The following is a 12,445-nucleotide window of genomic DNA, read 5'->3' as shown; positions in this document are numbered from 1 at the left end:
GAGCAAGAATTTTACGTGGCGCGCCTTGCGCAATTCAGGACATTCTTGGTGCACTTTGGTGCAAAACTTTACATGTTCCGGCGACCTACGCCGCAGTAAAATGCACCGACCGTTGAACGGGTCGAGCGCAAACATTGAGAAGCTTCAACTTTGCAATGCCCGGCTCCGTTGCAGCTCAGTCCAGCTGTTCCAATCAAACGCCGTACCGGCGCATGATCATCTCGACGCTGCCTTCAACGATCTGTTCCATTTCCTCGGCCGAAACGACCGCAGCACCAAAAACCACAGGCCAGAAGGCCTTGCCTTTAATCAGAGAAATGAATTCTTCGGCCGCTACCTTAGGGTCTTCGATGACCAGAACACCGTCAGCATCCGCATCGCGCAGCATCCTTTCGAACGCGGCTTTGAAATCGGTCTTTTCCTGATTTTCCCCGACCAGCTCCGGGCTGCGCAAAACCTCGCTCATCACCAGACGGGTCATGGCCATCACGTCGGGATTGGTCAGCAGTGCGCCCTCGGCCCGCCCAAGCGCTACCAGCTGATCGCGGATATCCCGGTTCTTGTCATAGGTGACATCAAGGCTTGCCGCGAACCGCCCCCAATGCCTGCGCAGCAATTCCTGAAACAGTTTTTCCTTGCTTTCAAAGTATTTGTAGACCGTGCGTTTGGACGCCCCGGCGCGCGCGGAAATGCGATCCATGCTTGCTTCGCTGAACCCTTTATCCTGAAATTCGACAACGGCAGCCTGATAAATCTGCTCTCGCTTTTGCTCGGACGCGCAGGTGTGCGGCTCCATGTTTTTTGTCCTGTATGCCTTGTGCCGCAAGATAGGTAAACTCAGGGGTTTACAGATTGCAGATCGCTGCTACCGTAAACTCATCAGTTTACCCTAGTCAAGAATCGCAAAATCAGGAGGTCTGCCATGAGCCTTGTACTGAAGTTGAACGGCACTGAACACACCATCGAAGCAGAACCGGGCACGCCCCTGTTGTGGGTCATTCGGGACGAGTTGAAGATGACCGGAACCAAGTTCGGGTGCGGCGTTGCCTCTTGCGGGGCCTGTACAGTGCATGTGGACGGAGAGCCGATGCGGTCCTGTCAGACTTATATCGAAGACGTCGAAGGTGCAGAGATCACCACGATTGAGGCAATCTCGGAGTCGCCGGTTGGCGCTGCCGTTCAGCAGGCATGGGAAGAACTGGATGTGGTGCAATGCGGCTACTGCCAGTCGGGGCAGATTATGTCCGCGGTAGGTCTGTTGACCGAAAACGCCAAGCCGAATGTCGAAGAGATTCATGACTACATGGACGGCAATGCCTGCCGCTGTGCAACCTATCAACGGATCCGCGCCGGTATTCAGCGCGCCTCCGAGATCATGGAGGGCTGATCGATGACACTCAACACATCGCGCCGTGGGTTTCTCAAAGGTGCCGCTGCCGCAGGTGCAGTCCTTGTCGTCGGTCTCAGACCTGATGGTGCGCTGGCCGCAGGTTCGGATGCCGCGCAGATCAACCCGTTTGTGAAGATCGGAGCCGATGGCCGTGTGATCGCGATCATCAAGCATTTCGAAAAAGGTCAGGGGCCTGCAACGGGCCTGTCCACACTGATCGCCGAGGAAATTGGCGTTGGCATGGACCAGATCGACTATGAATTTGCACCATCCAACCCCGAACTTTATGCGAACCTCGCCTTTGGCCAGTTTCAGGGCACGGGTGGATCAACTGCGATGGCCAACTCGTTCATGCAGTACCGCACTGCAGGTGCAGCAGCACGGGCCGTGATCCTGAATGCCGCCGCCGAGGCGCTTGGTGCGGATGCATCCTCCCTCGATATTGTGGACGGCATGGTGACGGGTGCGGGAGAGGCCAAACCGCTTGGCGATTTTGTCGCTGCCGCCACGCAGTTGGAGGCCCCTGCGGAGCCAGTGTTGAAGACACCGGATCAATGGCGTCTGATCGGCAATCCCGATGTGCGCCGTCTGGATAGCAAGATCAAAGGCAACGGCAGTGCGATGTTTGCCATGGACGTGCATTTGCCCAACCAGATGATCGCGATGCTGGCACGGCCACCGCAGACAGGCGGGCTGGTGTCCAGCTTTGATGATACGGATGCCAAGGAGATCAAGGGGTTCATCCGTGCAGCCACCCTGCCGAACAACGCAGCGGTCGCGGTTTACGCTGAAAACACATGGGCTGCGATGCTGGCGCGCGATGCGCTGAGCGTCGAATGGGACTTGTCCAACGCCGAAACCCGCGACAGTGCGCAGATCAAAGAAGAAATCCTTGCCGCACTGGACGGTGACGCCGAATACAACGTCCTGAAAAACGAACCGGGTCCGATGGATCAAGCCGCACAGGTGGTGGAAAAAACCTTTTATTTCCCGCTGCTTGCCCATGCCCCGATGGAACCGCTGAACTGCACAATCGAGGCCAATAAGGATGGCGGCATCACCTTGCACGATGGTGCGCAATTCCCGACGGGCCCGCACATGGCGCTGGCACAGATATTTGAGCTGCCCATGGACAAGGTCCGCATCAACACGATGCTGGCTGGCGGTTCTTTTGGACGCCGCGCGACACCAACGGCCGATTACCAGGTCGAAGCCGGGCTTGCCTTTGTCATCACTGACCGCAGTCGCCCAGTGAAACTGGTCTGGAGCCGTGAAGACGATCTGCGCAGTGGCTACTACCGCCCGGCCTTTGGTCACAAGGTCAGGGTCGGCCTGTCTGCTGACGGCGAGATCGTCGCGTGGGATCACCGCATCGCAGGGCAGTCGATCATGAAAGGCACCGCGTTCGAAGCGTTCTCGGTGCATGACGGGGTCGACCATTCTTCGGTCGAGGGCGTGGCTGACACACCCTACACGATCCCCGGGTTCCACGTGGGCCTGACGGACACCAAGAAGGCGACAAGCACCCTCTGGTGGCGGTCCGTGGGGCATACGCACACGGCCTACGCGATGGAGGTTATGATGGACATGGCCGCCACTGCCGCCGGTCGCGATCCGGTCGCATTCCGGCTCGCCCATCTGGGCGACAGCACGGATGCCACGCGCAAAGCCGCTGTGCTGAGGCTTGCGGCAGAAAAGGGCAACTGGGGAAATGCGCCTGCGGGACGCACGCAAGGCATCGCAGTGCACAAATCCTTTGGCAGCTATGTGGCCGAAGTGGTGGAAATCTCGGGTGATGCTGACTCAGGCGTGCAGATTGAAAAGGTCACCTGCGCCGTTGACTGTGGCATCCCGGTGAACCCCGATGTGATCAAGGCGCAGATCGAAGGCGGGGTCGGCTATGGCATCGGGCACGTGATGCGGGATGAAATCACGCTGACGGGCGGTGTCGTGGATCAGTATAACTTCCCCGATTACGAACCGCTTCGCATGCGCGACATTGGCGCGATTGAGACACACATCATTCCATCCGCAGAGCCCCCGACCGGCATCGGTGAACCGGGCACGCCGCCCTCCGCACCGGCCTTGGCAAACGCTATCGCAAAGACCGGCATGGTTGTGGGTGATCTGCCGATGATCAATGCAGGTGTCGCTTTCGCCTGACGAACCACGCACGCTGCCATAATTGCGCTTTGGCAGCGTGCGTATTCCCGGACTGTCCTTGCGGCGCGAAAAGGCGCAGTACACGTGCGCGGGTTGTTCAAAGCTAAGTGCGGCGAACACGGTTGCGCTGATGCCATTTCCCGGTACTGAAGGTTCCGCGTGATCGCTTATCGGCGTCCTTAATACTTCGTCGGCCCAAGATTTCACGCCTGCCAGTCGGCGCGATATCGATGGCGAAGCCGCGACTCTCACCGACTGCCCTTACCCCTTCACTGATCCGCGTTGGATATGGTGCGGTTTTTGAGGCAGGTCTTCGGACTTGTGCGGTGGCATCCACAATCCACGGTTTGTCCACTTCCACAAGACTAGGTTTGAAGCTATTCTTGCGCCGAGGTTGGGACGCAAACCACCGAAAGGCATCACCAATTTATTGCTGGTTGGCAACCTTGTCTTCGACGTCTTGCTTGAAGGACCATGGTTGTACACGCACGTTCCACTGCTCCTAATTCATCAACGCCACGGCAAAGTTATGCTTGCAATTCCCCTCAGGCTTGCGAACCTGACCCCATTCAACTTGGAGGGATCGATATGCGGTTTTTTTGCTTGGTGTTTTTACTGGCCGGGCTGGCGTCATGCGGGGCTGTTCCACCTCCGGCAGAACCCGAATTCGAACCTGAACCCATTCCACAGTTTGAACCGGACAATATTGGCCCATGGTGTGGATATGCCGCCCGCGTCCTCGCAAACCCGGACGCGGAACCGGCTCAGAAAACAGCCGTTGATGCACTGGCGCGCGAACGGGGCTGCAGCATCTAACACGCCGCCTTGCATGTGGGCGATGGCCGTAGGGTGATCGCCGCACGCACTGCGGCACTAAGCCGACCCGGCCAGCGTTTCGTATTTCCGATGCATCGGATGTCGATCAGGATGTCCGGCGACCTCTCTGTCCTTGTCAACCATGCCCGTTCGTCTAAAAGGCGTGGGTGAACGCTCGGGCCCGCACGATCAAAGACAGTGTCGATACTGTCCTTGCACCCGCGCCCAGTGATCTCGCTGGGATACAATACTTTGGCATTTCACGACTGTGCTGAGTCTTGTCGGTCTCTGGCCTGCCTCAAAAATCGAACCTGGCGCTTGTGACACCGCGCGACATTTCGGGATTAGGCTGCTCCTTGATGGCTTCCAACCCTGACACAAACGACTCGAAGTCTTCGGCCACCAGTGTCATCGCTTTTGGGCTCGCCTCACCTTCGGGGCACTCATGATACCAGTACTTGACTTGCCCCGAAACGGCGTCGACCACGAACAGGTTGCCCAGTCCATCTTCGGCAAAGGGCGTGCTGCGCCGGGCAAAGCGACCCCGGTAGGTATTGTATTTCGCAACGATCCCGTCCTTGCCCGATGTCATCCCGTATAGCACGAGGACCCTTTGGTGGCCGTCCTTGTCCGTCATTTGGTTGCGCTCGACGACCTTGATGCGCACGTCCTCTTCGAACGAGGCAGGCGCGCCGGTCGGGCGCAACAAATCCTCCATCGCAGGTGGCAAAATGTGGCCGAGCTGTTGTTCGACTTCGGCGCGGGAAAACACGCGGTCTTCCGGCGCCACATCATGGGGTTTCAGATGAATGCTCTTGCTCAGTGCGATTTCAATATTGCTCTTGCACATCCAGTCGCAGCCTTACCCGATGTCCCGCACGATCCGCGGCGGTTGGCCGAGATAGTCCACAAGCTGGAATTGCTGAAGTTGGGCTAGAAAAAGAAAATGTTCGAGCGCCGGGACGATTTTGATGTTTTCGACACTTGGCGCCCCCCATGGCCAGCGCCGGAAAAAAACCAAACGCTTCGCCAGATTGGGGTTGCCCAAGCGCGCCGACTGCGGGTTTGAAGAGCTTGTTGTCGCTGTCATCATAGGCGTCCAGGCTGTCAGGCTGATGGCCCAGCAGGTGTGCAATGACAGATGCATTTTCGTTCTTCTTTTTGCTCGCGTCCATCAGCCCGGGCGACGAAACACGTGCTCTTAATAGGTCCACTTCAACGATCCAGTGTCGCGCACTCCAAAGGACAAGATGCCCGAACGGGCCATAGCCGATAACATGGCAGTCGGTGTGGGACAGATCCTTGTCTGCATGAAAAATCTGGCTGAGCAGTCCCTGAAAGTCATCAGGCAAACATAGGCGCATCAAGCCCGATTGCAGTGTTCCAAGCCCATGGTGGCGCCAAAAATCAATCAGGATGTCAGGTAAGGTTCCAGTCCAGGCCTGAAGGGTCCCTTCGTCCACGGACTGACGGTCGGCAAGAGGGCCGACTCGATTAAGAACGCTATCGATGTGATCCTTGCCGCTGCGGCCTCTGATTTCGCTGATATAGGTCATATTCTTCCTAGCACGGCCTTAGTCTGACGTTTGGTTTTGTCGCACCTGCGGCAGCTTGTGACTGCAACGCATCGTCCAATGCCCCGACTTTGCCACGCCATTGCGACCCCAATGACCGGTTGACTGATCGGTTTTGCAGCCCCGAAATGTCCGCCGGGTCCCCGCCAGCTACAATATCAAGAACATGTGTCGCGTCCAGAACTGCAGCTTCACGTTGCGCGAGGTCCACGGCATCATCAAACAGTTCACCTTCCGCCAGCAATTCAGCAGTGCGATCCGACACCCATGCATCCCGCGCGGCCGTCTGCGCCGCTCGATCCCTGAGCGCGCCAGTGCCGTTCTCGACAACGGCGGATCGGCGCTCCATCAAGTCGGACAGATCACTGTTGTTGATTGCGTTTTCCTGTTCGGCGAGCTGGTCGAGGAATTCCTGATCCGTCGCATTTGGCGGCTTGTTAAAACATGGCATCTCGTCGGGATCTCTGACACGCCGAGTCGTGCTGCGGATCACGGGCGTGGCTTCTCCTGTTGCGCCATTCGCACGTTCCACAATCTTGCGCCGCAGCGCCTTGATAAGGTCGACCATTTTGGATGTGATAGATGTCAGGAAGTCAAAGATCTTGATCAGTACAACACCGGCGCGCCCGGCTGCTGCCAGCTTCGAAGTGACCTTGGTGACAAAGGCGGTCAGGCGGACAACCAACCCGCCCCCTAATGTGCCGCCGGAAAAGAAAGCGATCAGGGCAAAGACAATCGCCATGAAAACTTCGGGAATCAGATAACCGCTGGCCAGCCCCACGATATCCGTCCAGAAATTCGGCGGGATCATCATGATCGACCCGATGATCGTGCCCGCCAACACCGTCAGCACACGCGTTTCGCGCGCCATTTCGATCATCGCCGAGGCCCATTCGGCGCTGTCCTCGACGACGGCTTTGAGCAAATCAACGATCTCTTCCAGACCGGGAATGCCCGAGAGCAGATCCAGCAGCAGCTCAAGACCGTCCTCGAATTCGCTGACAAGCCCTTCGGCGAGATACTGGATCAGCGACAGGATTTCGACGCGCCGGTCCCACAGCTCCTTGGCCCCAGTCACCGCCCCCTCAAAAGCGTCCGCCGCAAGATCTGGCAGATTGCGCAGCCAGTTCCAGACGGCCTGCCAGAACTCGCCCTCGCCTTCCCACCATGCCGAAAGGCCGTCACCGGTCTTTTCAAAGAAACTGCCGATCAAGCCCCACCAGCCCTCATCTTCCCATTGCTGGACCCAAGGCTGGATTGCCGTTTCCATCTCGCTGGCAAAGGCCTGAAGGTCAGCAATGATCTGTGCCTCAAGGGCGGCCGGGTCCGGGCCGCCGGGATCGGGGCCGATTTCGACCAACACGCGTCCTTCGCGGGGGGCCTGATAGGTTTGTGTGCCCAACTGGTTGCGCACTGACTGGATCGGCTGGCCATCTTCCATCCCGAAAGTGGGCAGGCCCATGGTCCGCCCACCCTCGTCGATCACCGCGCCGTTGATGTCGTTGACAGTCATCGGCAGCATCGTGAGGGGCGTCTGCCATTTGTCGTCGTAGTAGGCATAGACCCAGCCCGCGGCTGCGCATTCCTCGGCCACCAATCCAACGGGGCGATCCGCGCCGGTTGCCGCCGCCATGGACGCATTGCCGAGGCCATCGGCGCTATGCGGGCTGCCCCCCATCAGGGCATCGCCCTGAACATGGGCAAGATACGATTGACCAGTTGTTGCGGGTCGGTTTGGGCCGACACGTGATGGGCCAGCATGCGGTATTGCGGGTCTTTCCACCACTCGGTGCCAAGGGCGAGCGCAAGGCAGGTATAGGCAAGCCGCTGATGATTGAACTGGCACGCGGGCAGGCGCGGACCCAGCCACACCAGCAGCCGGGTTTCATCCTCGGCGCTGAACATCGGGCCGTGACCGGGCAATACATATCTGAGGGTTTCGGAATTGACGCTGTAGTGGCCCAAAATCAAGGTACACAACCGCTCGCCAAAATCCTTGATGTCGTCATCGGTCCACAACGCATCCAGCCATGTCGTGCCATGCTCAATCAGCATGGCGACCGCCTTGGCCCGCGGAATACTGCGGTCTTCGACAGTTGTGGCGACATAATCGCCAAAGCGCGGATCCTGCCAAAACCGGTGGCCTAAAGACACTGAAAGGCAGCAAAGCTGGCGCAACAGGCGGTTTCCGTCGCAGCCCCTGCGACTGGCCCAGCGATGCACGGTCGTGCACATCGCTTCCAGATCATGAGTCCGGGTGCCAAGCGCATAGAAGTATGTGCCATAGGTTTTGGCAAGAAAGTCGGTCGTTTCCATCGCCCAGGTCGCGACGCCAGCCTCGCGGAAGGGGGCCAGAGCGGTTTGGGAAACGCGCATCATTTTGCGTATAACAGCCGCGCCTGATCAGACGCGTCCGGCTCGAACACAAGTGTGCCGTTGCCGTCTGGTCCGCGCACCTCAAGGCTGTGCATGGGGGCGAGAAAGCTTTGCCGCTCTTCCGGTGTGAACACCTCAAGCAAAAATGCCCGGATGATGCGCGCATCAAAATAGCGAAACAGAACCGGCTTGGGCTGCCCCTCAACATCTGCCATCGCGAATTTGCGCAAATGGCGGCGCAGATCGGCGATGTTCAGCGAGGTGCGGATCGTATAGCCCCACTCGACATTGCGCACCTGTTTGACCCAGATGCGGCGCAGTTCCGAACATTTGTCGAGATCAATCAACCATGGCCCCACCGGCACAACATCCAGATAGGTGCTGGCATCCAGCAATGAACAGGCCATAGGCGGCTCAAGGCGCACAACCTTGCTGCGCAGCGGGACTGCCGAGGCAAGGTCAATCACCCCGAAAGTGCCCGTCGGCGTCACGCGTTTTCCTCGCATTGCTCGCAAAACGGCTTTTGTTCGCGCGCGGCTTTCAGCAGCGCATTGGCCTGACGCGACAAACCCGGCATGGCACTGTGTGACCCACCGCTCCCGCCGCCGCCCTTGTCGCCGATCAGAACCGTGGGAAAGCCGGATACAATGACGCCGCCATGCGCGGTTGTGTCAGAAATGCGTGCCGCTGGTTTGTTTTCGATCAGTACTGACGACGACCCCTTGGCGACGCTGTCAGCCGGGCCAACGCAAACACATGTATCGGAAATACGCGCGGCCGGCATCTTGCCAACGATGACAGTGGCCGCACCAGTGACAATTGGCCCGCCCACATGCGGCACCGGACCGGGGTTGATAAGGGGACATGTGTGCATATCGGAGATACGCGCTGACGGAAAATTCAAAAGCCGACACCCGAGCAACCAAACTACTCTACCAATGGTAGGGTTTCTGTCGCGAGTTGCAATGCAGTTATCGTCGCATACAGCGCGGATCAGTTCAGCACCTGTTCCGGTGCATGGGTTTGCGCAGTGATCTTTGCACCGCGCAAGGCTTCGCAACCCGATTTTTGTCAACTTGCCGGTTGAGGCCCGCCTACGGGAGACACTTCAAATCCGGCGTGCTTTTCCAATTCCAGCAATCCACATTATTACAAGGCTCTCACACGCCTCACCCGAAACAAAGGCGGGACGCCTCTGTGCGATTGCGCGCGTTGGTCCGTTTCAAAATTGCTGAGATGTGCAGTTTTACCGTGCCGATGGAAATCGACAGCGCTTCGGCAATGTCCTGATTGGAGGCGCCCGAATGAACAAGCCGCATAATCTCCAGTTGCCGGGCCGTTAGGGCGTTGCAAACGGCAGACTGTGCGGCCTGTTGCTTTTCGACTTGGTTCGGGTTGGCCTCGACCATTGATCGTGCAGCAGAAAGCGCACGGGTGAAGTCTTCGAACTTGCGCACCACCTCTGCCACCTGGGGGGCACGCCGCCGGGCGTTTTGCTGCCGTGGGTTTCAAGCGCGGCCACTGCCTGCGCCAAAGCGTTCAGCGGCTGTGACACATCCTGTGTTGCAATGGCGGCAAACCGGCTTTCGGACACTTCATTGCGGCGCGCATCACTCAACGCGCGCTCCAGTGCCATCAACGCTTCGCGCCGATCCGTGACATCTAGCGCAACACCGTCCCAGATCACGGTCCCATCGTCCATGCGGCGTGGCTGACCCAAAGAGCGGACCCATTTGATGCCGCCGGACTGCAACAGCACCCGCACTTCTTCGTCCAGCGTCGTGAGATGCTGCGCGGAGTGTTCAAGGGCCGCAACAAAACGTGCCCGGTCATCGGCATGAATCCATGAATGATCCACGGCAGGCTCGGCCATGAGGGCCTGCGCATCAAGGCCAAAAGCGGCCTGCACCTCCGCGCTGACATAGCTGTAGCGGTACGCGCCGTCGGGTGTGCGCAGCCGCTGCATCGTGTGCCCCGGAAAGGCACCGCCAAGCAGACTGGTCACATCGCGCGTTTGGGGGGAATTCAGTTCGCTCATATATCTTAGGTTATATAAATATTGGAAAAGTGCAATGCCATATATAACTGTTTATATTCATTCTACCGATTCTGCTCTATAGCTTTGCGCAACCGCAGCTGGGTTACGGCGCGGACGGGAGGGCGAAACCGTGGAAAAGATCATCATCGAAGCACGCGTGAACGAGCTGGCGACACGCCGGGGAAATCCCCATGTACCGTTCCTGCCGCATGAAATTATCGCCGATGCAAAGGGCTGCTATGACGCGGGCGCTTCGGTGTTTCACTACCACGGTCGCAAAGAAGACGGCGCACCGGATCACGCCTCGGAATTCTATCTTGAAACCAATGCGGGCATCCGCGCGCAGTCCGATATCTTGATCCATCCCACACTCGGTTATGTGGCCAATGATGCCGACGCGCGCGAACGGTTTGCCGCCGTCGAGGCGATGATGAAATCGGTCGACACTGCGCCGGACTTCGCGCCGATGGACTGTGGCAGTGTGAATGTGGATTGGTGGAACCCCGAGACCGGTGCCTATGACACCACCGACCTGATCTACAAAAACTCGACTGAGACGCTGATGTATTTCGCCAAGCGGATCGATCACTTCGGTCTGAAACCCTATCTGGTCAGTTGGAACGTCAGCTTTACCCGGCAGATCGAACAGTTTCTCAAGATGGGTGTCCTGCGCGGTCCGGCTTATGTCTGTTTCTGCATGACGGATGAAATCATCTTTGCCGGACACCCCGGAACCGAAGCCGGTTTGGATGCGCATACCGCTTTTCTGCCAGCGGATTTTCAGACGATCTGGACGGTTGTGAACTACAAAGGCGACCTCTTTCAACTGACGGAAAAGATCATCCGGCAGGGTGGCCATATCTCCATCGGGTTGGGTGATTACGCCTATATGGACGGCGCGCGGCATATGACCAACGCGCACGTCATCGACAAGATCGTGGCGCAGGCCCGCAGTCTGGGGCGCGAACCTGCGACCGTCGCTGAAACCCGCGACATTCTTCAAATGGAAAAACCAAGAATAGCGGCCTGAGCCGCATGCAGACTTTATGGGAGGAAACCAAATGACACTGAAAACACTGATGATCGGCGCGGCAAGCGCCTTGACCATGACCTGTGCGGCGGGTGCTGCAGAGTTGAAGATGCAGACCTTTCTGGGTGCGAATGCTTCGACCACCAAGGCATTCGAGGCGATGGCCGCGCAGCTCAACGAAGACACCGGCGGCGAGGTAGCGATCACCGTCCTGCCCGGCGGTTCGGTCGTTGGCGCGGGCGAGACGATTGATGCGATCCAGAATGGATTGCTTGACGGTCAGTACACTGCGCCCAGCTATTTCGCAGGCAAGGATGCCGCGCTTGGCGTGCTTGGCGATACGCTTGCCGCCTACCCCGACAGCGCCACCCGGGATCGCTGGTTCACCGAAGGCGGCGGGCTCGAACTGGCCCGTGCGCTTTATGCCAAATATGACCTGATGCTCGTCTGCCCGATCTACTGGCCCTCTGAACAGATCCCGTCCAAGGTCGAAATCAATTCGGTCGCCGATCTGGAAGGGATCAAGATGCGTGCGCCCGGCGGCCTTGCCTCTGACCTGCTCAGCCGCGCGGGCGCATCGCTGGTCACGATGGGTGTTGGCGAAAGCGTAACGGCGATGGAAACCGGCGTGCTGGATGCCACGGACCTTGCCAACGTCGCGCTGAACGTCGCCTTGGGCATGCACAATCAGGCAAAATATTCCGTGCTGGCGCGCCATTCGATGGCCGTGACGGAAATGTCGGTGTCCATGGATGCGTGGAATGCGCTGTCGGCTGAAAACCAGCAGAAGTTTGAGGACGCCTGCAACGCGATGTCGGCGGAACTTCAGGACACGCTGACGGCCGAAGATGCCGCCGCCGAGGCGCAGGCCAAGGATGAACTGGGGGTGACCTTTATCGCCTTCGGTGACGCAGACGCATCCGCCTTCCGCGCCATGACCAATGACGTCTGGGCAGACTGGGGCGCCAAATCTGCGGATGCTCAGGCGGTCGTGGACAGTCACAAGGCGTTCATGGCCAGCATCGGGTTGAACTGATCCCTCACGGAACTGGGTCGTG

The 12,445-nt window shown here is 58.5% G+C and carries 14 protein-coding genes; 5 read left to right on the top strand and 9 right to left on the bottom strand.

Features of this window, described 5'->3' with window-relative positions; all coding sequences use genetic code 11:
- Positions 1 to 193: 193 nt before the first annotated feature.
- The gene (locus tag ACERZ8_RS09710) at positions 194 to 796 is read right to left on the bottom strand and encodes a TetR/AcrR family transcriptional regulator (protein WP_407592004.1); all 603 of its coding nucleotides are present in this window, start codon (positions 794 to 796) and stop codon (positions 194 to 196) included.
- A gap of 126 nt (positions 797 to 922) precedes the next feature.
- Between ACERZ8_RS09710 and ACERZ8_RS09705 the strand changes: the two genes are divergently transcribed.
- The 3 genes from ACERZ8_RS09705 to ACERZ8_RS09695 all read left to right on the top strand — a co-directional run bounded on the left by ACERZ8_RS09705 (position 923) and on the right by ACERZ8_RS09695 (position 4,369).
- Positions 923 to 1,387, top strand: coding sequence for a (2Fe-2S)-binding protein (locus tag ACERZ8_RS09705; RefSeq protein ID WP_407592003.1), 465 nt, complete (start codon positions 923 to 925; stop codon positions 1,385 to 1,387).
- Positions 1,388 to 1,390: 3 nt separating this feature from the next.
- Positions 1,391 to 3,553 (top strand): xanthine dehydrogenase family protein molybdopterin-binding subunit, encoded by a 2,163-nt coding sequence (locus tag ACERZ8_RS09700; protein WP_407592002.1) that lies wholly within the window; start codon positions 1,391 to 1,393, stop codon positions 3,551 to 3,553.
- 588 nt (positions 3,554 to 4,141) lie between these two features.
- On the top strand, positions 4,142 to 4,369 hold the full coding sequence (locus ACERZ8_RS09695; protein ID WP_407592001.1) for a hypothetical protein: 228 nt from the start codon (positions 4,142 to 4,144) through the stop codon (positions 4,367 to 4,369).
- 298 nt (positions 4,370 to 4,667) lie between these two features.
- On the opposite strand, the gene ACERZ8_RS09690 is transcribed toward ACERZ8_RS09695, so the two are convergent.
- From ACERZ8_RS09690 to ACERZ8_RS09655, 8 genes are all read right to left on the bottom strand, one after another.
- Entirely contained in the window at positions 4,668 to 5,219 is a 552-nt protein-coding gene (locus tag ACERZ8_RS09690; RefSeq protein ID WP_407592000.1) for an SMI1/KNR4 family protein, read from the bottom strand.
- Positions 5,200 to 5,925 carry a GAD-like domain-containing protein gene (locus ACERZ8_RS09685; RefSeq protein ID WP_407591999.1) on the bottom strand — a complete coding sequence of 242 codons (726 nt, stop codon included), beginning with the start codon at positions 5,923 to 5,925 and terminating at the stop codon, positions 5,200 to 5,202. The genes ACERZ8_RS09690 and ACERZ8_RS09685 overlap by 20 nt, the downstream gene beginning before the upstream one ends.
- Before the next feature lie 7 nt (positions 5,926 to 5,932).
- On the bottom strand, positions 5,933 to 7,621 hold the full coding sequence (locus ACERZ8_RS09680; RefSeq protein WP_407591998.1) for a polymorphic toxin type 15 domain-containing protein: 1,689 nt from the start codon (positions 7,619 to 7,621) through the stop codon (positions 5,933 to 5,935).
- Positions 7,621 to 8,322: a hypothetical protein gene (locus tag ACERZ8_RS09675; RefSeq protein WP_407591997.1), complete on the bottom strand. Its 702-nt coding sequence runs from the start codon at positions 8,320 to 8,322 to the stop codon at positions 7,621 to 7,623. Before ACERZ8_RS09675 ends, ACERZ8_RS09680 begins: the two co-directional genes overlap by 1 nt.
- A complete protein-coding gene (locus ACERZ8_RS09670) occupies positions 8,319 to 8,810 on the bottom strand; it encodes a DUF4123 domain-containing protein (protein ID WP_407591996.1) in 492 nt (163 codons plus the stop codon). The genes ACERZ8_RS09675 and ACERZ8_RS09670 overlap by 4 nt, the downstream gene beginning before the upstream one ends.
- Positions 8,807 to 9,193, bottom strand: coding sequence for a PAAR domain-containing protein (locus tag ACERZ8_RS09665; RefSeq protein WP_407591995.1), 387 nt, complete (start codon positions 9,191 to 9,193; stop codon positions 8,807 to 8,809). Before ACERZ8_RS09665 ends, ACERZ8_RS09670 begins: the two co-directional genes overlap by 4 nt.
- Positions 9,194 to 9,488: 295 nt before the next feature.
- Positions 9,489 to 9,638, bottom strand: coding sequence for a LuxR C-terminal-related transcriptional regulator (locus ACERZ8_RS09660; protein WP_407591994.1), 150 nt, complete (start codon positions 9,636 to 9,638; stop codon positions 9,489 to 9,491).
- A 20-nt stretch (positions 9,639 to 9,658) separates the two neighbouring features.
- Positions 9,659 to 10,357 (bottom strand): PAS domain-containing protein, encoded by a 699-nt coding sequence (locus ACERZ8_RS09655; RefSeq protein WP_407591993.1) that lies wholly within the window; start codon positions 10,355 to 10,357, stop codon positions 9,659 to 9,661.
- A gap of 130 nt (positions 10,358 to 10,487) precedes the next feature.
- On the opposite strand from ACERZ8_RS09655, the gene ACERZ8_RS09650 reads away from it, so the two are divergent.
- Together ACERZ8_RS09650 and dctP are read left to right on the top strand one after the other, a co-directional pair.
- A complete protein-coding gene (locus ACERZ8_RS09650; RefSeq protein WP_407591992.1) occupies positions 10,488 to 11,387 on the top strand; it encodes a BKACE family enzyme in 900 nt (299 codons plus the stop codon).
- Between the two features lie 31 nt (positions 11,388 to 11,418).
- Complete coding sequence (gene dctP / locus ACERZ8_RS09645) at positions 11,419 to 12,423, top strand: TRAP transporter substrate-binding protein DctP (RefSeq protein ID WP_407591991.1); 1,005 nt, start codon at positions 11,419 to 11,421, stop codon at positions 12,421 to 12,423.
- Positions 12,424 to 12,445: the final 22 nt, after the last annotated feature.

It is taken from the genome of Tateyamaria armeniaca, from assembly GCF_045797845.1.
Taxonomy (GTDB): Bacteria; Pseudomonadota; Alphaproteobacteria; order Rhodobacterales; family Rhodobacteraceae; genus Tateyamaria; species Tateyamaria armeniaca.
This window is presented reverse-complemented; position numbering and strand designations above follow the sequence as displayed.

What these genes read in the sequence shown, in the direction of transcription:
- ACERZ8_RS09710 (WP_407592004.1), bottom strand. Translation starts at nt 796, where the DNA reads ATGGAGCCGCACACCTGCGCGTCCGAGCAAAAGCGAGAGCAGATTTAT.
- ACERZ8_RS09705 (WP_407592003.1), top strand. Translation starts at nt 923, where the DNA reads ATGAGCCTTGTACTGAAGTTGAACGGCACTGAACACACCATCGAAGCA.
- ACERZ8_RS09700 (WP_407592002.1), top strand. Translation starts at nt 1,391, where the DNA reads ATGACACTCAACACATCGCGCCGTGGGTTTCTCAAAGGTGCCGCTGCC.
- ACERZ8_RS09695 (WP_407592001.1), top strand. Translation starts at nt 4,142, where the DNA reads ATGCGGTTTTTTTGCTTGGTGTTTTTACTGGCCGGGCTGGCGTCATGC.
- ACERZ8_RS09690 (WP_407592000.1), bottom strand. Translation starts at nt 5,219, where the DNA reads ATGTGCAAGAGCAATATTGAAATCGCACTGAGCAAGAGCATTCATCTG.
- ACERZ8_RS09685 (WP_407591999.1), bottom strand. Translation starts at nt 5,925, where the DNA reads ATGACCTATATCAGCGAAATCAGAGGCCGCAGCGGCAAGGATCACATC.
- ACERZ8_RS09680 (WP_407591998.1), bottom strand. Translation starts at nt 7,621, where the DNA reads ATGGGGGGCAGCCCGCATAGCGCCGATGGCCTCGGCAATGCGTCCATG.
- ACERZ8_RS09675 (WP_407591997.1), bottom strand. Translation starts at nt 8,322, where the DNA reads ATGATGCGCGTTTCCCAAACCGCTCTGGCCCCCTTCCGCGAGGCTGGC.
- ACERZ8_RS09665 (WP_407591995.1), bottom strand. Translation starts at nt 9,193, where the DNA reads ATGCACACATGTCCCCTTATCAACCCCGGTCCGGTGCCGCATGTGGGC.
- ACERZ8_RS09660 (WP_407591994.1), bottom strand. Translation starts at nt 9,638, where the DNA reads ATGCGGCTTGTTCATTCGGGCGCCTCCAATCAGGACATTGCCGAAGCG.
- ACERZ8_RS09655 (WP_407591993.1), bottom strand. Translation starts at nt 10,357, where the DNA reads ATGAGCGAACTGAATTCCCCCCAAACGCGCGATGTGACCAGTCTGCTT.
- dctP (WP_407591991.1), top strand. Translation starts at nt 11,419, where the DNA reads ATGACACTGAAAACACTGATGATCGGCGCGGCAAGCGCCTTGACCATG.